This is a genomic window from Burkholderia sp. LA-2-3-30-S1-D2 (assembly GCF_001523915.2).
Classification (GTDB): domain Bacteria; phylum Pseudomonadota; class Gammaproteobacteria; order Burkholderiales; family Burkholderiaceae; genus Burkholderia; species Burkholderia diffusa.
The window spans coordinates 696,278-717,104 of the sequence record NZ_CP013384.1; the positions used below are offsets into that span (position 1 = coordinate 696,278).

Below are 20,827 nucleotides of genomic sequence, written 5' to 3' on the forward strand. Positions count from 1 at the left end.
GGGCGGCGGCGCTTCAGCTTGCGGCGCTGTCGTTGCCGTTGCCGTTGCCACCATCCGACGTGTCGTGCCGCGCACGCTGCGCGGGACTCGCGACGAAGCCGAACGTTGCCGGCACATCGGCACACGCCAGGTTGCCGAGCGCCAGCGTGCGCCCGTCGCGCCAGCGCAGCGCGGGTGGCGTCGCGTCGAAGTCCGCGTGATCGGCGAACAGGCCCAGGTCGTGGTCGTGCAGTGCCGCGACGCGCGGCGGCGAGCCGGCTGCGCGAAACAGCACGCCGCCGGCGTCGTCGAGCCACGCGGCGTCCGGTTCGAACGGCGCGCCGGTCTGGTCGGCCAGCGCGAGTTGCCCGTCGCGCTCGGTCAGGCGAACGACCCACGGCGTATAGGCGAGCTCGACGTACACGCGCTGCGGCCCGTTCTGGAAGAACCACTGGCCGTGCGCGTCGCAGTCGTAGTTGCGCCCGATGAACGCGTTCAGCGCCGCATGCCGGACCGGCGAGCCGAGTTCGCCCGCGGCCTGCGCGGCCTCGTCGCGCAGCCGCCACTCGCCGCGCCGGTCGAGCAGCAGCCAGCCGGTGCAGTGCGGCACGTTCGGCCATTTGGCGAGGGCCTGCCTGACGATGTCATCCATGGTCGACGAATTTCGAGCAATAGCCGAACACCCGCGCCGACAGCCAGTCGAGGCGGCCGGGGAACGGCCCGGTCATGAATCCCGCGTGGCCGCCGTCCGCGGGCTGGTCGAGCTCGACGGCCGGCGACACGTCGGCGGCGCTGGGCAGCGCGGATTCGGGCAGGAACGGATCGTTGCGGGCGTTGAGGATCAGCGTCGGCACGTCGATCGCGGGCAGCAGCGGGCGCGTCGTGGCCTGGGTCCAGTAGTCGTCGGCGTCGGCGAAGCCGTGCAGCGGCGCGGTCACGACTTCGTCGAAGTCGCGCATCGTCACGGCACGGAGCATTGCGTCGCGGTCGAACAGCCCCGGATATTGGTCGAGCTTCGCGAGCGCCTTGCGCTTCAGCGTCTTCAGGAAACTGCGCGTATAGACCATCGCGAAGCCCTGCGACAGCGCGCGGCCGCCCGCATGCACGTCGATCGGCGTCGAGATCGCGGCGGCCGCGTGCACGATCGACGTGTCGCTGCGGTGCTCGCCGAGCCAGCGCAGCAGCACGTTGCCGCCGAGCGACACGCCGGCCGCGACGACCGGCCCGCGATGCTGCGCGGCGAGCCGGCGCAGGATCCAGTCGACCTCGGCGCTGTCGGCGAGATGGTAGAAGCGCGGCTGCCGGTTGAGCTCGCCGCTGCAACTGCGAAAGTGCGGGACGACCGCGTGCCAGCCCTTCGCGCGCGCGGCGGCCATCATCGCCAGCGCGTAATGCGAGCCGGAACTGCCTTCGAGGCCGTGGAACAGCACGAAAAGCGGTGCGTCGGGCGGCGGCGCGGCACTGTCGAGATGCGCGACCCAGTCGAGATCGATGAAGTCGTGGTCGGGGGTTTCCCATCGCTCTCGTCGGTACGCGACCGCCGGACGCCGTGCGAACAGCGCGGGCACGATGGTTTGGGCATGGCTGTTCGGCAGCCAGCGCGGTGCGCGATAGCGCAATGAATCGTCGTCGGGGGCCGGGGCCCCGGTCAGCGGCGAGGTGGGCGGAGAAGCCGTACTCATGATCGCCCCGCTAATGCGTTGCTTCGTTCTTCGTCAGTGCAGCGGACCCTGCCCGTGACGGATCTTCGCGGCGAATTGTCCGGCCGCTTGTTCGGGAATCGGGCTCGCGTGAATATGCGCGATGCGCCACTCGCCGCGTTCGTGAATCATCACGTACGTGGCGAAAACCATGTCCGGTTCGGCCGTCAGGTCGGCCTGCTGATGCGCTTCGGCGATCGTGTAGACGACGGTGCCGAGACTGTCGTATACGCGGATGTCGAGCGGTTCGATCGTCACGGGACGCGTCGCGAGGCGGTTCGCCAGCCCGCTGCGGATCTGGTCGAGGCCGTGCAGATGCTCACCGTCGGCCCAGACGCAGCTGGCGAAGTCCTCGTCGATCCACAACCCCAGCAGCGCGTCGAGATTGGCATCGGCGACGGCCTGGTAGTAAGCGTTCAGCGTATCGGCAGCGGCTTCGAAAAGGCGGGCAAAACGTGGCATCGGGGTTATCTCTCGCGCGCGTCGCGCGCCGTATTCAGCACGGCGGCCCGGATGGAGCCGCCGTACACCGGTGAATCGGATTGCCCGGCGCGTCGTGCGACGCTGCCGGTCAGGGTCAGCGCTGCCCGACGAGCATGCCGCGCAAATCGCCGAATACCTGCTCGGGACCGAGTTCGCGCAGGCAGTTCAGATGACCGAGCGGGCACTCGCGTTCGAAGCAGGGACTGCATTCGAGATGCAACCATTGTACCTTCGCCAGCTCCGACAGCGGAGGGGTGTGGCGCGGATCCGTCGAGCCGTACAGCGCGACGAGCGGCCGGCGCAGGGCGGCCGCGACGTGCATCAGCCCCGAATCGTTGGTCACGACCGCGTTCGCGCGCGCGATCAGCGCGCACGCCTCGGACAGCGACGTCTGCCCGCACAGGTTACGCACGTTCGGCGCGTGGTCGGCGATCGCCTGCGCGGCGGCGGCGTCCTTCTGCGAGCCGAGCGCGACGATCTGCGTGTACGGGAACGACTGGTGAACGATCGTCGCGAGCGTCGCGAAGTGCTCGGGCGGCCAGCGCTTGGCCGGGCCGTATTCCGCGCCGGGGCAGAACACGACGAGCGGCTTGCGCGTATCGAGATTGAAACGTGCGGACACGCGCGCCGTCTCGTTCAGGTCGGCGTCGAGGCGCGGGGCGGGCAGCGTCTTCATCGACTCGGGCAGCTTCGCGCCCGGCGCATACGCGAGCGCCGCGTAGTGGGTCGTCATCGGCGGACGCTCGGCCGACTTGTCGGGGTTCGCGTGCCGCACGTTCAGCAGGCCGTAGCGATGCTCGCCCGTGTAGCCGATCCGCAGCGGGATGTTCGCGAGCCACGGGATCACCGCGGACTTCAGCGAATTCGGCAGCACGTACGCCGCGTCGTAGCCGACGTCACGCAGGTCGGTCGCGAGCTGCCAGCGGCGCAGCAGCTGCAGCTTGCCGTGCGCGAGGTCGGTCGCGTAGACATCGTGGATCTCGGGCATCCGCTCGAGCACGGGCGCGACCCAGGTGGGCGCGACGGCATCGATCGCGATGCGGGGATGGAGCTTTTTCAGCAGCGCAAAAAGCGGCTGCGCCATCAATGCGTCACCGATCCAATTCGGTGCGATAACCAGCGCTCGACGCATCAGGTCGACTTCCGATGTCGTAATGAAGCACGGCGCGCATGCGCCGCGTTCGGGTTGTCAGAACAGCAAAAGGGCGGCGCGCCGGGTTCCGGCTGCGCCGCCTCGCGTGCGGCGGGCCCGCGGGCCCGGCCGGCCGGGGCTCAGTGGCCCTTGACCACCTCGCCGTCGCGCAGCTTGTAGCGCGTGCCGCAGTACGGGCAGCGTGCCTCGCCGTGCGACACGTCGATGAAGACGCGCGGGTGCGCACTCCAGCGCGCCATGGCCGGGTTCGGGCAGTAGGCGGGGAGATCCTTGGCCGTCAGCTCGACCAGCGGCATTTCCTTGATTTCACTCATGAGACTTTCTCTTATCACTCTTTTGTGGGGCGGTCGGTGGCGCGGCGCGCTCAGACTTTCGTCAGCCAGTGCGCGTACTTCGCGTTCTTGCCCGACACGATATCGAAAAATGCCGACTGGAGCTTTTCCGTGACCGGGCCGCGGGCGCCGCTGCCGATCGTGCGGTTGTCGAGCTCGCGGATCGGCGTGACTTCGGCGGCCGTGCCCGTGAAGAACGCTTCGTCGGCCGTGTAGACCTCGTCGCGCGTGATGCGCTTCTCGATCACCTCGATGCCGGCGTCCTTCGCGAGCGTGATGATCGTGTCGCGCGTGATGCCGTCGAGGCACGACGACAGGTCGGGCGTGTACAGCTTGCCGTTGTTCACCAGGAAGAAGTTCTCGCCGGAGCCTTCCGACACGTAGCCGTCGACGTCGAGCAGCAGCGCCTCGTCGTAGCCGTCGGCGGTCGCTTCCTGGTTCGCGAGGATCGAGTTCACGTACCAGCCCGACGCCTTCGCGCGCACCATGGACACGTTCACGTGATGGCGCGTAAACGACGAGGTCTTCACGCGGATACCCTTCGCGAGGCCGTCCTCGCCGAGGTATGCGCCCCACGGCCATGCGGCGATCGCGACGTGGATCGTGTTGCCCTTCGCCGACACGCCGAGCTTTTCCGAGCCGACCCAGATGATCGGGCGCAGGTAGCACGACTCGAGCTTGTTCTCGCGCACGACTTCGAGCTGCGCGGCTTCGAGCGTTTCGCGGTCGAACGGCACGTCCATCTGGAAGATCTTCGCCGAATTCAGCAGACGTTTGGTGTGCTCGCGCAGACGGAAGATCGCGGTGCTGCCGTCGGCCGTCTTGTACGCACGCACGCCCTCGAAGACGCCCATGCCGTAGTGCAGCGTATGGGTCAGGACGTGGATCTTGGCGTCGCGCCAGTCGATCAGCTTGCCGTCCATCCAGATCTTGCCGTCGCGGTCGGCCATTGACATAGGATTCTCCTGGGAAGCGGTTGTACAGCGGGTTGTGTGCAGCATTGAGCCGGAAAGACGCTTATTTTAGCGTCATTTGAAGGCGATCCGGTCGGTCGGCACAGGGCCGGCGCTATAATCGCCCGGTACCGATTCCAATAACGACGGGTCGTACCGGCAGGAGGCGCCGGCGGCCCGACGAACCGCCCGCCGCGGCCCGTTTCCCATGCTCGCTCGATTCTCCGCCACCGACCGCTTCGCGCTGATCCAGGGCGCGCGCGACTATTCCCCGACACTGATGGCGATCCTGTCCTGGGGGCTCGTCACCGGGGTCGCGATGAGCAAGTCGGTGATGACGCTCGGGCAGGCGAGCGCGATGTCGATCTTCGTCTATGCGGGCTCGTCGCAGCTCGCGGTGCTGCCGCTTCTCGTCGCGAAGCTGCCGATCTGGACGATCCTGCTCACGGCCACGATGGTCAACATGCGCTTCGTGATCTTCAGCGCCGGGCTTGCGCCCCATTTTTCCTACCTGCCGCTGTGGCGGCGCCTCGCGATCGGCTATTTCAACGGCGACGTGATCTACCTGCTGTTCCAGAAACAGGGCTTCGCGTACGGCCACGTGCCGGGCAAGGAAGCCTATTTCTGGGGGATGGCGTTCGCCAGCTGGGCGTCGTGGCAGGTGTCGTCGCTCGCCGGCATCCTGCTCGCGAGCTTCTTTCCCGCGAGCTGGGGGCTGGAGCTGGCCGGCACGCTCGCGCTGCTCCCGATCATGGTGTCGGCGGTCGCGAACCGCTCGACGCTCGCGGCCGTCGTGGTGGCGGGCATCGTGTCGCTGATCGCGTTCGACCTGCCGTACCGGCTCGCGCTGCCGATCGCGGTGCTGGCCGCGCTCGCGGCCGGGTGCACGGCCGATTTCTTCGTCGAGCGCGCCGACTGGCGCCGCATCCGTACCGAAACCGTGCACGAAAAGGAAATCGAATGAGCGCGACGGAAATCTGGATCGTGATCGTCGGGATGACGATCGTCACGGCCGTCACGCGCGCGCTGTTCCTGATCGGCGGCGAACGCACCGTGCTGCCCGAGCGCGCGCAGCGCGCGCTGCGCTACGCGCCGGCCGCCGCGCTCGTCGCGGTCGTGCTGCCCGACGTGCTCGAAACGCCCGCCGGGCTGTCGTTCGCGCTGTCCAACCATCCGTTCTACGCCGCGCTCGCGGGTCTCGGCTGGTTTTTGTGGCGGCGCAGCATGCTCGGCACGATCATCGTCGGTATGCTCGTCTTCACCGTGCTGCGGCTGATCTTCTGACGAATCGCCGTGCCCGCCCACCGGGTGCCGGCCGCTGGCGAGCACCTATTGTTGCGTTGCGGAAACGTGTTGACGGCCGTGCGCGATCCCAAATAGGCGGAATTCGCCGCCGCACGGGTCAGTCTGCCGGGTGGATCGGCTAGAATGCCCGTTCGAGATTTTTTACCCGTGCGCGTCATGCGAACCGCCAGCCACGGCCGCATCCGGCGCCCTTTCGCGGCAGCCCGCGCACGTCCAGCGTGAACCCCCTTTCCCCATCCACTACTTCAATCTGTTCAACATGAGCCAAGTCAAGCGTCTTACCGACCTGATCGCCGCCGGCCAGCTCGCCGGCAAGCGGGTGTTCATCCGCGCCGACCTGAACGTCCCGCAGGACGATCACGGCAACATCACCGAAGACACGCGCGTGCGCGCGTCCGTGCCGGCCATCCAGGCCGCGCTCGACGCCGGCGCGGCCGTGATGGTCACGTCGCACCTCGGTCGTCCGACCGAAGGCGAATTCAAGCCGGAAGACTCGCTCGCGCCGGTCGCGAAGCGTCTTGCCGAACTGCTCGGCCGCGACGTGCCGCTCGTCTCGAACTGGGTCGAGAACGGCGTGAACGTCGCGCCGGGCCAGGTCGTGCTGCTCGAGAACTGCCGCGTGAACAAGGGCGAGAAGAAGAATTCGGACGAGCTCGCGCAAAAGATGGCGAAGCTCTGCGACGTCTACGTGAACGACGCGTTCGGCACCGCGCACCGCGCGGAAGCGACCACCCACGGCATCGCGAAGTACGCGCCGGTCGCGTGCGCGGGCCCGCTGCTGGCCGCCGAACTCGACGCACTGGGCAAGGCGCTCGGCAACCCGGCTCGCCCGCTGGTGGCGATCGTCGCCGGTTCGAAGGTGTCGACCAAGCTGACGATTCTCAAGTCGCTGGCCGGCAAGGTCGACCAGCTGATCGTCGGTGGCGGCATCGCGAACACGTTCATGCTCGCGGCCGGCCTGTCGATCGGCAAGTCGCTCGCGGAAGCCGATCTCGTCGCCGAGGCGAAGGCGATCATCGACGAAGCGCGCGAGCGCGGCGCGTCGGTGCCGATCCCGACCGACGTCGTGACGGCCAAGGAGTTCTCGCCGACGGCCGCGGCCACGGTGAAGCAGGTCGCCGACATCGAGGCGGACGACATGATCCTCGACATCGGCCCGGATACGGCCAAGGCGCTCGCGAGCCAGCTCGAGAAGGCCGGCACGATCGTGTGGAACGGCCCGGTCGGCGTGTTCGAGTTCGACCAGTTCGGCAACGGCACCAAGACGCTCGCGGAAGCGATCGCGAAATCGTCCGCGTTCTCGATCGCGGGCGGCGGCGACACGCTCGCGGCCATCGCGAAGTACGGCATCCATGACCAGGTCAGCTACATCTCGACGGGCGGCGGCGCCTTCCTCGAGTTCCTCGAGGGGAAGAAGCTGCCGGCGGTGGAAGTGCTGGAAACGCGGGCGGCCTGAGCGTGGCGGCGCGCGCAGGGGTGACGAGGGCCGCGCGCTCCGCGAAAGCGGAGCAGCCGGCCGGCGCGGGCAAGCGCAAACGCGCGCCCGCGCGGGCGAACTCGACCCCGCGCGCACCGGCGGCCGCCGGCGACGCGGTCGTGCAGCACCACGAAATTCAGAACAAAGCGATGCCGGGCGCAAGCACCGGCACGCCCCCCGGAACGGCCGCCGCTGGGCCCGCCGATTCCGGCTCTCGCAGCGTTTCACCCAGCGCATCCACCTTGATCCAGATGAGGAGTTTCATGCAGCGCGCCACCAAGATAGTCGCCACGATCGGCCCGGCTTCCAGTTCGCCGGAGATTCTGCTGCAGATGATGCAGGCGGGCCTCGACGTCGTGCGGCTCAACTTTTCGCACGGCACGGCCGACGATCACCGCCAGCGCGCCGAGATGGTGCGCGAGGCCGCCCGCAAGGTCGGCCGCGAGATCGCGATCATGGCCGACCTCCAGGGTCCGAAGATCCGCGTCGGCAAGTTCGAGAACGGCAAGACGACCCTCGTGCCGGGCCAGGCCTTCATCCTCGACGCGGGCTGTGAACTCGGCAACGACGAGCGCGTCGGCCTCGACTACAAGGAACTGCCGCGCGACCTGAAGCCGGGCGACCTGCTGCTGCTGAACGACGGCCTGATCGTGCTGACCGTCGAGCGCGTGCTCGGCGAAGAGATCCACACGATCGTCAAGGTGGGCGGCGAGCTGTCGAACAACAAGGGGATCAACCGCCAGGGCGGCGGCCTGTCGGCGCCCGCGCTGACCGCGAAGGACATGGAGGACATCCGCACGGCGATGTCGCTCGGCGCGGATCTGGTCGCGGTGTCGTTCCCGAAGAACGCCACCGACATGGAAATGGCGCGCCAGCTCGCGAACATCGCGGGCGCGCCGTACGGCATCAAGCCGAAGATGATCGCTAAGATCGAGCGCGCGGAGGCGATTCCGGCGCTGCAGAGCATTCTCGACGCGTCCGACGGCATCATGGTCGCGCGCGGCGACCTCGCGGTGGAAGTCGGCAACGCGGCCGTGCCGGCGCTGCAGAAGCGGATGATCCGGATGGCGCGCGAGTCGAACAAGCTCGTGATCACCGCGACGCAAATGATGGAGTCGATGATCCACGCGCCGGTGCCGACCCGCGCGGAAGTGTCGGACGTCGCGAACGCGGTGCTCGACGGCACCGACGCGGTGATGCTGTCGGCCGAGACGGCCGCCGGCAAGTACCCGGTCGTCACGATCGAGACGATGGCGGCCGTGTGCGTCGAGGCGGAAAAGTCGGAACACGTCGAGCTGGACAAGGATTTCCTCGACCGCACGTTCACGCGGATCGACCAGTCGATCGCGATGGGCGCGCTGTTCACCGCGTATCACCTGGGCGCGAAGGCGATCATCGCGCTGACCGAATCGGGCGCGACCGCGCTGTGGATGTCGCGCCACTACACGCACGTGCCGATCTTCGCGCTGACGCCGCGCGTCGGCAGCGAGCGCACGATGGCGCTGTACCGCAACGTGACGCCGCTGCACGTCGACTTCAACAGCGATCGCGATTCGGCGCTGCAGGCGGCGCTGGAGCTCGTCGTCAAGCAGGGCTACGTGCAGCACGGCGACATGGTCGTGCTGACCGTCGGCGAGCCGATGGGGCAGGCGGGCGGCACCAACACGCTGAAGATCGTGCGGGTCGGCGAGCACTATTGAGCGCCGGCATGCATCGGGCCGGTCTGTTCGGTCCGTTGGCCGGTCCACCTCCCGCCCGAGCCGATCGGGCACCATTTTTTGACGAAAGCCGCGCGGGGTCCGATGCCCCGCGCGGCTTTTTTTCTGTTTTTTGCCCGGATTGTGCCGTGCGAAGGTAACAAATTGCGAGTACGCGCCACCGGCCGGTCGGAATCGGAGGCGCTTCGCGATAAAATGCGGCTATTCGACGCTCAGCCGCGCCGTGCCGCCCTGGTTTCGACGGGGGCGAGCGCCGCGCCGGCGTCAGGGCGCACCGGTTTTCATTCCAAGGAGTTCCACAATGCCTCTCGTATCAATGCGTCAATTGCTGGACCACGCGGCAGAGCACGGTTACGGCCTGCCGGCCTTCAACGTGAACAACCTGGAGCAGGTCCAGGCGATCATGGCGGCGGCGGATCAGGTCGGCGCGCCCGTGATCATGCAGGCATCGGCCGGCGCGCGTAAGTACGCGGGCGAGCCGTTCCTGCGCCACCTGATCGAAGCAGCGGTCGAGTCGTACCCGCACATCCCGGTCGTGATGCACCAGGACCACGGCCAGTCGCCGGCCGTGTGCATGGGCGCGATCCGCAGCGGCTTCACCAGCGTGATGATGGACGGTTCGCTCGAAGCCGACGGCAAGACGGTCGCCTCGTACGAATACAACGTCGACGTGTCGCGCAAGGTCGTCGAGATGGCGCACTCGATCGGCGTGACGGTCGAAGCCGAACTCGGCGTGCTCGGCTCGCTCGAGACGATGAAGGGCGACAAGGAAGACGGCCATGGCGCGGAAGGCACGATGACCCGCGAGCAACTGCTGACCGATCCGGAGCAGGCCGCCGACTTCGTGAAGCTCACGCAGTGCGACGCGCTCGCGATCGCGATCGGCACGTCGCACGGCGCGTACAAGTTCTCGAAGAAGCCGACGGGCGACATCCTGTCGATCCAGCGCATCAAGGAAATTCACGCACGCATCCCGAACACGCATCTGGTGATGCACGGTTCGTCGTCGGTGCCGCAGGAACTGCTGGCCGAGATCCGCGAATTCGGCGGCGACATGAAGGAAACCTACGGCGTGCCGGTCGAGGAAATCCAGGAAGGCATCAAGCACGGCGTGCGCAAGATCAACATCGACACCGACCTGCGTCTCGCGATCACCGGCGCGATCCGCCGCTACCTGTTCGAGAACCCGGGCAAGTTCGATCCGCGCGACTACCTGAAGCCCGCGCGTGAAGCGGCGAAGCAGGTGTGTGTCGACCGCTACCTCGCGTTCGGCTGCGAAGGCCAGGCCGCGAAGATCAAGCCGGTGTCGCTCGACAAGATCGCCGAGCAGTACAAGTCCGGCGCGCTCGCGCAGGTCGTGCGCTGAGATGTAGTACGATTGCCGCGCCGAAAGGCTGAGGCAAGGCTGTCCGGCCGGATTTGATCCGGCCCCGCAGCCGCTCCGTCCGGCCGAACGAGGGCCGGCCGGCAACCGCCCGGGCGCTGTCGCCCGCCGGTTCGCCGACGCATTGCAAGACCGCCGTTCCCGCCTGCCGCGGGGAACGGCGTTTCCCTTTTTGTTTGGCTCCTTATCTGCGAAAAGACGATGTCTACCCTTTACGAATCCACGCTCCGCTCGCTGCCGCTCCTCGGTCGCGGCAAGGTCCGCGATAACTACGCGGTCGGCAACGACAAGCTCCTGATCGTCACGACGGATCGCCTGTCGGCATTCGACGTGATCATGGGGGAGCCGATTCCGAACAAGGGTCGCGTGTTGAACCAGATGGCGAACTTCTGGTTCGACAAGCTCGCGCACATCGTGCCGAACCACCTGACGGGCGACGCGCCGGAAGCGGTCGTCTCGGCGGACGAGGTCGAGCAGGTCAAGGGGCGCGGCGTGGTCGTCAAGCGCCTCGAGCCGATCATGATCGAAGCGGTCGTGCGCGGCTACCTGGCGGGCAGCGGCTGGAAGGAATACCAGGCGTCGGGCGCCGTGTGCGGCGTGAAGCTGCCGGAAGGCCTGCAGAACGCGCAGAAGCTGCCCGAGCCGATCTTCACGCCGGCCGCGAAGGCCGAGATGGGCGAGCACGACGAGAACATCACGTTCGAGGAAACCGAGCGCCGCATCGGCACCGAGCTGGCCGCGACGATCCGCGACATCTCGATCCGCCTGTACAAGGAAGCGGCCGATTACGCGGCGACGCGCGGCATCATCATCGCCGACACGAAGTTCGAATTCGGCCTCGACAATCACGGCAAGCTGTACCTGATGGACGAGGTGCTGACGGCCGATTCGTCGCGCTTCTGGCCGGCCGACCAGTACCAGGTCGGCACCAACCCGCCGTCGTTCGACAAGCAGTTCGTGCGCGACTGGCTCGAGGCGCAGCCGTGGGGCAAGACCGCGCCGGCACCGGCACTGCCGGCCGACGTCGTCGAGAAGACGGCCGCGAAGTACCAGGAAGCGCTCGAGCGCATCACGGGCCAGCCGCTCGCCTGAAGGAAGGAACGCACGAAATGAGTGAAGTCCAGACTGCCCACACGCACAGCGCGCCGCTCGTCGGCGTGCTGATGGGTTCGAGTTCCGACTGGGACGTGATGAAGAATGCGGTCGCGATCCTGCAGGAATTCGGCGTGCCGTACGAAGCGAAGGTCGTGTCCGCGCACCGGATGCCCGACGAGATGTTCGACTATGCGGAGAAGGCGCGCGAGCGCGGACTGCGCGCGATCATCGCGGGCGCCGGCGGTGCCGCGCACCTGCCCGGCATGCTGGCCGCGAAAACCACGGTGCCGGTGCTCGGCGTACCGGTCGCGAGCAAGTACCTGAAGGGCGTCGATTCGCTGCACTCGATCGTGCAGATGCCGAAGGGCGTGCCGGTCGCGACGTTCGCGATCGGCGAGGCCGGCGCTGCGAATGCCGCTCTGTTCGCGGTGTCGATCCTGTCCGGCACGTCGGTCGACTACGCGAACCGGCTCGCCGCGTTCCGCGTGCGACAGAACGAAGCCGCGCACGCGATGGTGCTGCCGCCGCTCGCATGACGGCGCACCGGCGGCCGCACTGCCGTTCCCGCGGCCGCCTGATCCTCATCACTGCGGCGGGCGGCGCCCGCCGCGACCGAACACTGACATGACCGCAACTCCTGATTCCGTTTCCCCGATCCTGCCCGGCGCGTGGCTGGGCATGGTCGGCGGTGGCCAGCTCGGCCGCATGTTCTGCTTTGCCGCCCAGTCGATGGGCTATCGCGTCGCCGTGCTCGATCCCGATCCGACGAGCCCCGCCGGCGCGGTCGCCGACCGTCACCTGCGCGCGGCCTACGACGACGAAGCGGCGCTCGCCGAACTGGCCGCGCTGTGCGCGGCCGTGTCGACGGAATTCGAGAACGTGCCGGCCGCGAGCCTCGATTTCCTCGCGCGCACGACGTTCGTTGCGCCGGCCGGCCGCTGCGTCGCGGTCGCGCAGGACCGGATCGCGGAGAAGCGTTTCATCGAGGCGTCGGGCGTGCCGGTCGCACCGCACGTCGTGATCGAATCGGCGGCGGCGCTCGCCGCACTCGACGATGCCGCGCTCGACGCGGTGCTGCCGGGCATCCTGAAGACGGCGCGTCTCGGTTACGACGGCAAGGGCCAGGTGCGCGTGAGCACCGCGCGGGAAGCGCGCGACGCGCATGCGTCGCTCGGCGGCGTGCCGTGCGTGCTCGAAAAGCGCCTGCCGCTGAAATACGAAGTGTCCGCGCTGATCGCGCGCGGCGCGGACGGCCGCTCGGCCGCATTCCCGCTCGCGCAGAACGTGCATCACAACGGCATCCTCGCGCTGACCGTCGTGCCGGCCCCGGCCGCCGATGCCGCACGCGTCGAGGAGGCGCAGCAGGCAGCCGTCCGGATCGCCGATACGCTCGGCTACGTCGGCGTGCTCTGCGTCGAATTCTTCGTGCTGGAAGACGGCTCGTTCGTCGCGAACGAAATGGCGCCACGCCCGCACAACTCCGGCCACTACACGGTCGATGCGTGCGCAACGAGCCAGTTCGAGCAGCAGGTGCGCGCGATGACGCGCATGCCGCTCGGCAACCCGCGCCAGCATTCGCCGGCCGCGATGCTGAACATCCTCGGCGACGTGTGGTTCCCGAACGGTGCCGCAGCCGACGCCGTCACGCCGCCGTGGGACACGGTCGCCGCCATGCCGGCCGCGCACCTGCACCTGTACGGCAAGGAAGAAGCGCGCGTCGGGCGCAAGATGGGCCACGTGAACTTCACGGCCGAGACGCGCGACGAAGCCGTCGCTGCCGCCACCGCGTGCGCGCAGCTGCTGCGCGTGCCGCTCGACTGAGGCGCCAGCCGATGTCCATCGATCTCCCGACCTCCGTGACGCCCGCGCAGATCGACGCGGCTGCCGCGCTGCTCGACGCGGGGCAACTCGTCGCATTCCCGACCGAAACCGTGTACGGGCTCGGCGGCGACGCGGCGAATCCCGAGGCCGTCGCGCGCATCTACGCGGCGAAGGGGCGCCCGGCGAACCATCCGGTGATCGTGCACCTGCCGCCCGGCGGCGATCCCGGTTACTGGGCCGAAAACCTGCCGGCCGATGCGCAGGCGCTGATCGATGCATTCTGGCCGGGCCCGCTGACGCTGATCCTGAAGCGCCATGCGCGCATTCCGGACGCCGTGAGCGGCGGCCAGGATTCGGTCGGCCTGCGCTGTCCGTCGCATCCGGTCGCGCAGGCGCTGCTGGCCGCGTTCAGCGCGCGGCGCGGCGGCCACGGCGGCGTCGCCGCACCGTCCGCGAACCGCTTCGGCCACGTGAGCCCGACCACCGCTCAACACGTGCGCGACGAATTCGGCGACACCGTGCACGTACTCGATGGCGGCCCGTCGGAAGTCGGCATCGAATCGACGATCCTCGACCTGTCGCGCGGCTTCCCGGCGCTGCTGCGCCCGGGCCACGTGACGCCGCAGCAGATTGCCGACGTGCTCGGCCGCGCGCCGCGCCTGCCCGACGGCAGCGACGCGACCGCGCCGCGCGCGTCGGGCACGCTGAAGGCGCATTACGCGCCGCGCACGCCGCTCGCGCTGCTGCCGTTCGATGCACTCGAGCTGCTGCTCGCGGCCGCGCAGACCGACGGCGAACGTGTCGCGCTCGTCGCGCGCGCGTCGCGCGCGGGACGCTGGGCGCACGCCGACGGCGTGCATTTCGTCGCGGCGCCGGAAGATCCGCAGGCGTATGCGCGCGACCTGTACGGCATGCTGCGCGCGCTCGACCGCGCGCAGGTCGCACGTATCCTCGTCGAGAAACTGCCCGAGACCGTCGAATGGATCGCGGTCAACGATCGCCTCGGTCGTGCGGCCGCCGCGTTCGAAGCGCGCGACTGACGCAGCCGTTCGCATCCGCTCGTGAAATGAAAAACGCCCGACCGGCGAACCGGTCGGGCGTTTTCGTTTGTGCGCGTGGCGCTCGGCTTACTTGCCGACGCCCGAGGCCGCGATCTGCTGCTCGACGTACTGCGCGAACAGCGCGTGCAAGCGCGTCGTCGGGTGGACCAAGTCGGCGAACATGTAAGTCTGGTCCGCGTTGGCGGTCGTGTAGGTCTGCGGCGAGCAGAACAGCGACGAGCCGAAGGCGGTTGCGTCCGCGACGCCGTACTGGGTCGCCGCCGCGACCATCGCCTTCAGGTTGCATGCGGTGTCGGTGTTCGACACGCTGAAGCCGTTCGCCTGGTAGTTGGCCGCGATGCCGTCCTGCCACTTGAACGCGTCGACCACGGCGTACTTCGTCGTGTCGACCTTCAGCGCGGCGAGCGTGCCGACCAGCGTCTGGTTGAACAGCCCCGACAGTTGCGTGAATGCGGCCTGCGTCTGCGCGCCGCCCTGCAGCGCGAGCGGCGTGCCGCCGATGTCCGGCACCGTCGCGACGAACACGTGCGACGCGCCCGCCGCGACGATCTGCTGGACGATGCCGCCGAGCTGCTGCGCGGCGAGGCCGATCGCCTGCGCGGCCGCGAGCTGCGCGGCCGGCGTGTTGCCTTGCGCCTGCGCGACCTGTGCCTGATAGAAGATGTCGTTGGCGCCGCCGTTGACCAGCACGATCTGGCCCGCGTTGAAGCTGCCGTGCTGCGTCAGGTATTGCTTGACCTGGTCGGCGATCGGCGTCGTCGTGGCCTGTGCGTAGTCGGCGTTCGGCACGCTCGAGTCCGCGTGGCCGAGACCCGGTTGCAGCGTCACGCGCGAGCCGCCCTGCGCGTAGCCGAGGCCGCCCGTGGCCTGCAGCGGAATGCCGAAGCCGCCCTGGTTCGCGGGCTGCAGCGTGTCGCCGTAATACTGCGCGACGTCCTGCGTCCACACCTGGCCGGGGTTGGTCGTGAAGCGGCCGCCGCCGAAGCCGAGCTTGATCTGCGAGTAGGTGCCGGCGTCCGACAGGCTGTCGCCGAACGACACGACCTGCATCTTCACGCCGGACGGCGGCGTGTTCGACGCGCTGCTGTTGTTGTCGTCACCGCCGCCGCACGCGGCGAGCAGGGCGAGCGCGGCGCCCGCGATCGCGACCTGCACGGTGCGCAGCAGGCGTTGACGGTTGCGCGACGGGAATTGTTGTTGTGACTGCATCGTTCGATCTCCTCGTAGATATGGCCCGATGTGTTTCTCATCTGCCGCGCGCCTGCTCGGATCCGGGCTGCGCGGCGGCCGTTGGCTGAAACGGTTATTGGTCGCGCACGGCCGCAAGCGGCACTGTGCGCGGATCGTGGTTTGCGGCCTCGGCAATCTGCGCATGATAAGCGCTCGCCCATTCGGGCGGGCCGAAAATCGCGCGCAGCTTGTTGCGCCATCCGTGGACGCGCAACGCGTCGGCCGCCATCGACACCCACTCGTGAAACGTCGCGACGAGCGGGTTGTTCGAGCCGAGCGGCTCGACGATCCCGTATTGCGGCGGATCGTCGGGCGACTCCTCGACGTAGCTGCCGAACAGGCGGTCCCAGATCACGAGCACACCTGCGTAATTGCGGTCGATGTAGCGGGGGTTGCGTGCATGGTGCGCGCGATGGATCGACGGCGTGTTGAGCACGTATTCGAGCCAGCCGAGCTTGCCGATCGCCTGCGTGTGCACGAAGAACTGGAACGCGAGGTTGATCAGCACGATGCCGACGATCTGCTGCGGCGGAAAGCCGACGAACGCGAGCGGCAGCCAGAACGCCCACATGCCTGCGACGGGATACATCAGGCTCTGCCGGAACGCGGTCGAGAAATTCATCCGCTCGGACGAGTGATGCACGACGTGCGCGGCCCACAGCCAGCGTACGCGATGGCTCGCGCGATGGAACACGTAGTAGAGGAAGTCCTGGCCGACGAACAGCACCGCGAACGACAGCCAGCCGTCGTGCCACGTGAACAGCCGGAAATGTGCGTAGCAGTACGCATAAACGGGGATCACGAACAGCCACGCGAGCTTGTCGGCGCCCTGGTGCATCAGTGCGAGCGCCGCGTTGCACAGCGTGTCGCGCCACGCATAGACATGGTCCTGCGCACGCGTGCGGGCGAGGTGCCAGGCTTCCCACGCGATGCAGAGCAGGAAGACGGGCGCCAGCGCGAGCAGAAGCAATTCGACGTCGAATCGCATGGACGTGTCTCCTCCTTTCCCCTGCAAGCCGTGAGGCCGGGCGTACGGCCCGTTGTAGATATCGGTCAGGCCAACAGCCTACGCAATCGCCACGCGCTAGGCGAGGGGGCAGCGTAGAGGGTTCCCTCTGAGGACAGGGTTTCTACGGAAGTCATGCGGAACGGGGCCTCGCGGTGCGGCCCCGTTTTGCGGGCACATCCGGCGGGCCGTGCGCAGCGCGCCGGCGGCCGAGGCCGTTTCAAACCGCACAAGGGCGAAACCCCCGAGGGCGGGGGCCCGATGCACGGTGTCTCCCCGCGATCAACGGAAGCCGACAGCGGGGCATGCGTGCGCCGCGCCGCGGCGAGTGCGTCGTCAGTGCGCGCCCGCGTAGATCCATTCGAGCAGCGTGTCGTGCGCGGCGCGCGCGGCTTCCGCGTGATCGTCGTTGATGAAACTGACGACGATGTAGCTCTGGCCGTCGGCGCCCGCGACGTAGCCCGCGATCGCGCGCACGTCGCGCAGCGTGCCGGTCTTGATGTGCGCGTTGCCGAGCACGCCGGCGTTGGTCAGGCGGTTCTTCATCGTGCCGTCGATGCCGGCGATCGGCAGCGAATCGATGAACGCCTGTGCGACGGGGCTCGCGTTCGCGGCCTGCAGCAGCGCAGCGAGCGACTGCGCGCTGACGTGCTCCTCGCGCGAGAGGCCCGAGCCGTTCTCGAGCTCGAGGTCGGGCATCGCGATTCCGCTCTTCTGCAGGAACGCGTGAATCGCGCGGCTTGACTGCTCGGGGCTCGCGGGCGGCTTGCCGGCGACCGCGCCGATCGTCAGGAACAGGTTGCGCGCCATCACGTTGTTGCTGAACTTGTTGATGTCGTAGACGATGCTGCCGAGCACGGGGCTGTGATGGACGGCGAGCGGGCGCGCGGTGGTCGGCACCTTGCCTTCGCTGACGGGGCCCGCGATCGTGCCGCCGTCCTGCTGCCACAGCGCGAGGAAGCCGCGCGCGAAGAACGTCGTGTGATCGAGGATCGCGAGGTTGGTCGTGTGCGCGCCGCAGCGCAGCGGATAGTCGCCGGCGAACGACGCGGTCATGATCCCGCCGCCTGCCGACAGCGTCGGACGCGCGGCGGCCGCCGCCGCACCGCACGACCCGTTGCCTTCGACCAGCTGGTTGTCGATCGACAGGTTCGCGAGCGGTGGCAGCACGTCGACGGCGACCTTGCCGTCGTCGCCCGGCGTGACCGTGAACGACACGGCCTTGAACGCGTACAGCAGCGGATCGGGGCCGACGTTGTACGGTGCGCTGGCGTCGTCGTCGAACGACGGCAGGTCGCGCGTCGACGCGGCGAAATAGCTCTTGTCGAGCACGAGGCCGCCGGCCACGCGCTTGATGCCGGCCTTGCGGATCTTGTCGACGAGGTCGATCAGTTCCTCCGGTACGAGCTTCGGATCGCCGGTGCCCTTGATGTACAGGTTGCCCTGCAGCGTACCGTCCGGATCGACCGGGCCGTCCGCGTACGCGGTGGTGCGCCAGCGGTAGTCGGGGCCGAGGATCGACAGGCCCGAGAAGGTCGTGACGAGCTTCATCGTCGACGCCGGCATCATCGGCCGGTTCGCATTCCATGCGATCAGCGGCTCGGGATCGCCGACGCGCTCGACCACAACGCTCATCGCCGAGGCCGGCACCTTCGCGCGCTGCAGCGCGACGAGCACGGACGCCGGCAGGCCGGCCGCCCGCGCGGCGGGCGACACGACGGTGGTCTTGCGCGCCTCCTTGTGGGACTTCTTGCGGGCCTGCGCGGACGGTGCGAACGCAAGGGCCGTGCAGGTGGCGACGACGGCGGCCGCGCGCAGGAAGGGGCGGGCGCGGGGGGCGAACCGGGCGGAAAGATCGGAAATCGGCATGGGCGAATACGGGAAAAGCACGGGATTCGGGCAGAGCGCGCGCGGCGCTGGAGCGCACATTGTAGAGACAAGTGCGGACACGCTCCCGGCGATCCGCCTTTCTGTTGCATTGCACGGGGCGCACGCGATTCGCGGCGCTACAATGGTCGCCATGTTTCACTCGCCCGATGGGTTCAAGCTCCGATGCGGATTCTGCTTGTTGAAGACGATCGAATGATTGCCGAGGGCGTACGCAAGGCGTTGCGCGCCGACGGCTTCGCAGTCGACTGGGTACAGGACGGCGACGCCGCGCTCACGGCGCTCGGCGGCGAGACGTACGACCTGCTGCTGCTCGACCTCGGCCTGCCGAAGCGCGACGGCATCGACGTGCTGCGCACGCTGCGCGCGCGCGGGCTGTCGCTGCCGGTGCTGATCGTCACCGCGCGCGATGCGGTGGCCGATCGCGTGAAGGGGCTCGACGCGGGCGCCGACGACTACCTCGTCAAGCCGTTCGACCTCGACGAACTGGGCGCGCGGATGCGCGCGCTGATCCGCCGCCAGGCAGGGCGCAGCGAGTCGCTGATCCGTCACGGCGCGCTGACGCTCGATCCCGCGGCGCACCAGGTGACGCTCGACGGCGCGCCCGTCGCGCTGTCCGCGCGCGAGTTCGCGCTGCTCGAGGCGCTGCTCGCGCGGCCCGGTGCGGTGCTGTCGAAGAGTCAGCTCGAGGAAAAGATGTACGGCTGGGGCGAGGAGATCGGCAGCAACACGGTCGAGGTCTACATCCACGCGCTGCGCAAGAAGCTCGGCTCGGACCTGATCCGCAACGTGCGCGGGCTCGGCTACATGGTCGTCAAGGAAAGCTGACGCGTGAGGTCGATTCGTCATCAATTGCTGATCTGGCTGCTCGCGATCGTCGTCGCGGGTGTGGGCGCCGCGGGCTGGCTCATCTACCGGCAGGCGCTCGCCGAGGCGAACGAATTGTTCGACTACCAGCTGCAGGAAATCGCCGCGGCGCTGCCGTCCGAGCCGTTCTCGCAGGTGTTCGGTTCGCGCACCAACGGCGACGAAGGCATCGTGATCCAGATCTGGAACCGCAACGGCGTGCTGATGTACTTCTCGCATCCACGTGCGCCGATCGCGCCGCGCGCGGAGCTCGGCTTCTCGACCGAGCGCACCGATCGCGGCGAATGGCGCGTGTACGGCGCGATCGTCGGCGACAACGTCGTGCAGCTCGCGCAGCCGCTGTCGGTGCGCAATCGGCTCGCGGCGAACGTGGCGCTGCGCACGCTGTGGCCGCTGATCGTGCTGCTGCCGTTCCTCGGCGCGGCGGTCTGGGTGATCGTCGGGCGCGGGCTCGCGCCGCTCGGCCGCGTGACGCGCGCGGTCGAGACGCGCCGGCCCGAAGCGCTCGATCCGCTACCCGATGCGCGCCTGCCGCTCGAGGTGCAGCCGCTCGTGCGTGCGCTGAACGGGCTGCTTGCGCGGCTGTCGGCGGCGCTCGATACGCAGAAGGCCTTCGTCGCCGATGCCGCGCACGAACTGCGCACGCCACTCGCGGCCGTGCAGATCCAGGCGCAGCTCGTCGCGCGCGCGAAGGACGATACGTCGCGCCGCGAGGCGGTCGCCGATCTGCAGGATGGCGTCACGCGCGCGACGCGCCTCGCCGAGCAGTTGCTCGCGCTGGCACGTGCCGAACCGGACGGCGCCACGATGCGCGAGCCGGTCGACCTGCAGGCGCTGCTCGTCGAATGCGTGGCCGCGCATGCACCGCTCGCGCAACGGCACAGCATCGATCTCGGCTTCGAGGAGAGCTGCGCGGCGACCGTCGTCGCGGATGTCGGCGCGCTGCGCGTGATGTTCGGCAACCTGCTCGACAACGCGGTGAAGTACACGCCGGACGGCGGCCGCATCGACGTGTCGCTGACCCGCGACGCGGCCGGCCGCGTATGCGTGCAGATCGGCGACAGCGGCCCCGGCATCCCGGCGGACGAGCGCGAGCGCGTGTTCGACCGCTTCTACCGGGACAGCTCCGCGCGGGCGCGCGCCGACGTGTCGGGCAGCGGGCTCGGGCTGGCGATCGTCAAGCGCGTCGCGGCGCAGCAGGGCGCGACGGTGACGCTCGGCGACGCGGCCGCGGGCGGCCTGCTCGTGAGCGTCGTGTTCCGAGACGCCGAGATGCCGGCGCAGGCGCCGCAGGCGTCCGAATCCGTATGACGAACCGCGCGGGTGGCGGCCTAAGCCCCGTTTAAGGTCGATTAAGCCTCCTTTAAGTCAGGGTC

At 68.6% G+C, this 20,827-nt stretch carries 21 protein-coding genes; 11 read left to right on the forward strand and 10 right to left on the reverse strand.

All coding sequences use genetic code 11. The annotated features are described in order from the left end of the window. Positions 1 to 13: 13 nt before the first annotated feature. From WS66_RS15845 to WS66_RS15870, 6 genes are all read right to left on the reverse strand, one after another. Positions 14 to 631 carry a DUF2946 family protein gene (locus WS66_RS15845; RefSeq protein ID WP_059607928.1) on the reverse strand — a complete coding sequence of 206 codons (618 nt, stop codon included), beginning with the start codon at positions 629 to 631 and terminating at the stop codon, positions 14 to 16. Then, positions 624 to 1,661, reverse strand: coding sequence for a hydrolase (locus WS66_RS15850; RefSeq protein WP_059607929.1), 1,038 nt, complete (start codon positions 1,659 to 1,661; stop codon positions 624 to 626). The genes WS66_RS15845 and WS66_RS15850 overlap by 8 nt, the downstream gene beginning before the upstream one ends. A 33-nt stretch (positions 1,662 to 1,694) precedes the next feature. Then, the gene (locus WS66_RS15855) at positions 1,695 to 2,141 is read right to left on the reverse strand and encodes a nuclear transport factor 2 family protein (RefSeq protein ID WP_006749968.1); all 447 of its coding nucleotides are present in this window, start codon (positions 2,139 to 2,141) and stop codon (positions 1,695 to 1,697) included. 115 nt (positions 2,142 to 2,256) lie between these two features. After that, on the reverse strand, positions 2,257 to 3,294 hold the full coding sequence (gene waaF, locus WS66_RS15860; RefSeq protein WP_059607930.1) for a lipopolysaccharide heptosyltransferase II: 1,038 nt from the start codon (positions 3,292 to 3,294) through the stop codon (positions 2,257 to 2,259). A 140-nt stretch (positions 3,295 to 3,434) separates the two neighbouring features. Next, positions 3,435 to 3,629 carry a zinc-finger domain-containing protein gene (locus tag WS66_RS15865; protein WP_006749970.1) on the reverse strand — a complete coding sequence of 65 codons (195 nt, stop codon included), beginning with the start codon at positions 3,627 to 3,629 and terminating at the stop codon, positions 3,435 to 3,437. Between the two features lie 50 nt (positions 3,630 to 3,679). After that, a complete protein-coding gene (locus WS66_RS15870; RefSeq protein ID WP_059447778.1) occupies positions 3,680 to 4,603 on the reverse strand; it encodes a branched-chain amino acid transaminase in 924 nt (307 codons plus the stop codon). 205 nt (positions 4,604 to 4,808) lie between these two features. Between WS66_RS15870 and WS66_RS15875 the strand changes: the two genes are divergently transcribed. The 3 genes from WS66_RS15875 (at position 4,809) to WS66_RS15885 (ending at position 7,361) form a co-directional block, all read left to right on the forward strand. Next, entirely contained in the window at positions 4,809 to 5,564 is a 756-nt protein-coding gene (locus WS66_RS15875) for an AzlC family ABC transporter permease (RefSeq protein WP_059607931.1), read from the forward strand. Further along, on the forward strand, positions 5,561 to 5,884 hold the full coding sequence (locus WS66_RS15880) for an AzlD domain-containing protein (RefSeq protein ID WP_014896165.1): 324 nt from the start codon (positions 5,561 to 5,563) through the stop codon (positions 5,882 to 5,884). Before WS66_RS15875 ends, WS66_RS15880 begins: the two co-directional genes overlap by 4 nt. 280 nt (positions 5,885 to 6,164) lie before the next feature. Further along, positions 6,165 to 7,361, forward strand: coding sequence for a phosphoglycerate kinase (locus WS66_RS15885; protein WP_006481732.1), 1,197 nt, complete (start codon positions 6,165 to 6,167; stop codon positions 7,359 to 7,361). Between the two features lie 157 nt (positions 7,362 to 7,518). On the opposite strand, the gene WS66_RS34675 is transcribed toward WS66_RS15885, so the two are convergent. Next, on the reverse strand, positions 7,519 to 7,647 hold the full coding sequence (locus WS66_RS34675) for a hypothetical protein (protein WP_256097633.1): 129 nt from the start codon (positions 7,645 to 7,647) through the stop codon (positions 7,519 to 7,521). Here WS66_RS34675 and pyk point away from each other — a divergent pair. The 6 genes from pyk to WS66_RS15915 all read left to right on the forward strand — a co-directional run bounded on the left by pyk (position 7,646) and on the right by WS66_RS15915 (position 14,440). Next, on the forward strand, positions 7,646 to 9,082 hold the full coding sequence (gene pyk / locus WS66_RS15890) for a pyruvate kinase (protein WP_059607932.1): 1,437 nt from the start codon (positions 7,646 to 7,648) through the stop codon (positions 9,080 to 9,082). The genes WS66_RS34675 and pyk overlap by 2 nt on opposite strands. 319 nt (positions 9,083 to 9,401) lie before the next feature. Beyond that, complete coding sequence (fba, locus tag WS66_RS15895; protein ID WP_014896168.1) at positions 9,402 to 10,466, forward strand: class II fructose-bisphosphate aldolase; 1,065 nt, start codon at positions 9,402 to 9,404, stop codon at positions 10,464 to 10,466. A 219-nt stretch (positions 10,467 to 10,685) separates the two neighbouring features. Next, a complete protein-coding gene (locus tag WS66_RS15900; protein ID WP_059607933.1) occupies positions 10,686 to 11,576 on the forward strand; it encodes a phosphoribosylaminoimidazolesuccinocarboxamide synthase in 891 nt (296 codons plus the stop codon). A gap of 17 nt (positions 11,577 to 11,593) precedes the next feature. Next, positions 11,594 to 12,115: a 5-(carboxyamino)imidazole ribonucleotide mutase gene (gene purE, locus WS66_RS15905; RefSeq protein WP_012364611.1), complete on the forward strand. Its 522-nt coding sequence runs from the start codon at positions 11,594 to 11,596 to the stop codon at positions 12,113 to 12,115. An 88-nt stretch (positions 12,116 to 12,203) separates the two neighbouring features. Beyond that, positions 12,204 to 13,400, forward strand: a complete 1,197-nt coding sequence (locus WS66_RS15910) for a 5-(carboxyamino)imidazole ribonucleotide synthase (protein WP_059607934.1) — start codon at positions 12,204 to 12,206, stop codon at positions 13,398 to 13,400. Between the two features lie 11 nt (positions 13,401 to 13,411). After that, entirely contained in the window at positions 13,412 to 14,440 is a 1,029-nt protein-coding gene (locus tag WS66_RS15915) for an L-threonylcarbamoyladenylate synthase (protein WP_059607935.1), read from the forward strand. Positions 14,441 to 14,527: 87 nt separating this feature from the next. On the opposite strand, the gene WS66_RS15920 is transcribed toward WS66_RS15915, so the two are convergent. From WS66_RS15920 to dacB, 3 genes are all read right to left on the reverse strand, one after another. Then, positions 14,528 to 15,670: an SGNH/GDSL hydrolase family protein gene (locus WS66_RS15920; RefSeq protein WP_059607936.1), complete on the reverse strand. Its 1,143-nt coding sequence runs from the start codon at positions 15,668 to 15,670 to the stop codon at positions 14,528 to 14,530. Positions 15,671 to 15,764: 94 nt separating this feature from the next. Continuing rightward, a complete protein-coding gene (locus WS66_RS15925) occupies positions 15,765 to 16,679 on the reverse strand; it encodes a sterol desaturase family protein (protein WP_059607937.1) in 915 nt (304 codons plus the stop codon). Positions 16,680 to 17,033: 354 nt separating this feature from the next. Continuing rightward, positions 17,034 to 18,566, reverse strand: coding sequence for a D-alanyl-D-alanine carboxypeptidase/D-alanyl-D-alanine endopeptidase (gene dacB, locus WS66_RS15930; RefSeq protein ID WP_059607938.1), 1,533 nt, complete (start codon positions 18,564 to 18,566; stop codon positions 17,034 to 17,036). 183 nt (positions 18,567 to 18,749) lie between these two features. On the opposite strand from dacB, the gene WS66_RS15935 reads away from it, so the two are divergent. Both WS66_RS15935 and WS66_RS15940 read left to right on the forward strand, forming a co-directional pair. Next, complete coding sequence (locus WS66_RS15935) at positions 18,750 to 19,412, forward strand: response regulator (RefSeq protein ID WP_059506787.1); 663 nt, start codon at positions 18,750 to 18,752, stop codon at positions 19,410 to 19,412. A 3-nt stretch (positions 19,413 to 19,415) separates the two neighbouring features. Beyond that, entirely contained in the window at positions 19,416 to 20,762 is a 1,347-nt protein-coding gene (locus tag WS66_RS15940; RefSeq protein WP_059607939.1) for an ATP-binding protein, read from the forward strand. Positions 20,763 to 20,827 lie beyond the last annotated feature (65 nt).

Coding starts and splice junctions, on each gene's coding strand:
- WS66_RS15845 (WP_059607928.1), bottom strand. CDS start 631: ATGGATGACATCGTCAGGCAGGCCCTCGCCAAATGGCCGAACGTGCCG.
- WS66_RS15855 (WP_006749968.1), bottom strand. CDS start 2,141: ATGCCACGTTTTGCCCGCCTTTTCGAAGCCGCTGCCGATACGCTGAAC.
- WS66_RS15875 (WP_059607931.1), top strand. CDS start 4,809: ATGCTCGCTCGATTCTCCGCCACCGACCGCTTCGCGCTGATCCAGGGC.
- WS66_RS15925 (WP_059607937.1), bottom strand. CDS start 16,679: ATGCGATTCGACGTCGAATTGCTTCTGCTCGCGCTGGCGCCCGTCTTC.
- WS66_RS15865 (WP_006749970.1), bottom strand. CDS start 3,629: ATGAGTGAAATCAAGGAAATGCCGCTGGTCGAGCTGACGGCCAAGGAT.
- pyk (WP_059607932.1), top strand. CDS start 7,646: ATGCAGCGCGCCACCAAGATAGTCGCCACGATCGGCCCGGCTTCCAGT.
- WS66_RS15880 (WP_014896165.1), top strand. CDS start 5,561: ATGAGCGCGACGGAAATCTGGATCGTGATCGTCGGGATGACGATCGTC.
- WS66_RS15935 (WP_059506787.1), top strand. CDS start 18,750: ATGCGGATTCTGCTTGTTGAAGACGATCGAATGATTGCCGAGGGCGTA.
- WS66_RS15885 (WP_006481732.1), top strand. CDS start 6,165: ATGAGCCAAGTCAAGCGTCTTACCGACCTGATCGCCGCCGGCCAGCTC.
- WS66_RS15910 (WP_059607934.1), top strand. CDS start 12,204: ATGACCGCAACTCCTGATTCCGTTTCCCCGATCCTGCCCGGCGCGTGG.
- fba (WP_014896168.1), top strand. CDS start 9,402: ATGCCTCTCGTATCAATGCGTCAATTGCTGGACCACGCGGCAGAGCAC.
- waaF (WP_059607930.1), bottom strand. CDS start 3,294: ATGCGTCGAGCGCTGGTTATCGCACCGAATTGGATCGGTGACGCATTG.
- WS66_RS15900 (WP_059607933.1), top strand. CDS start 10,686: ATGTCTACCCTTTACGAATCCACGCTCCGCTCGCTGCCGCTCCTCGGT.
- WS66_RS15915 (WP_059607935.1), top strand. CDS start 13,412: ATGTCCATCGATCTCCCGACCTCCGTGACGCCCGCGCAGATCGACGCG.
- purE (WP_012364611.1), top strand. CDS start 11,594: ATGAGTGAAGTCCAGACTGCCCACACGCACAGCGCGCCGCTCGTCGGC.
- WS66_RS15920 (WP_059607936.1), bottom strand. CDS start 15,670: ATGCAGTCACAACAACAATTCCCGTCGCGCAACCGTCAACGCCTGCTG.
- WS66_RS15850 (WP_059607929.1), bottom strand. CDS start 1,661: ATGAGTACGGCTTCTCCGCCCACCTCGCCGCTGACCGGGGCCCCGGCC.
- WS66_RS34675 (WP_256097633.1), bottom strand. CDS start 7,647: ATGAAACTCCTCATCTGGATCAAGGTGGATGCGCTGGGTGAAACGCTG.
- WS66_RS15870 (WP_059447778.1), bottom strand. CDS start 4,603: ATGTCAATGGCCGACCGCGACGGCAAGATCTGGATGGACGGCAAGCTG.
- dacB (WP_059607938.1), bottom strand. CDS start 18,566: ATGCCGATTTCCGATCTTTCCGCCCGGTTCGCCCCCCGCGCCCGCCCC.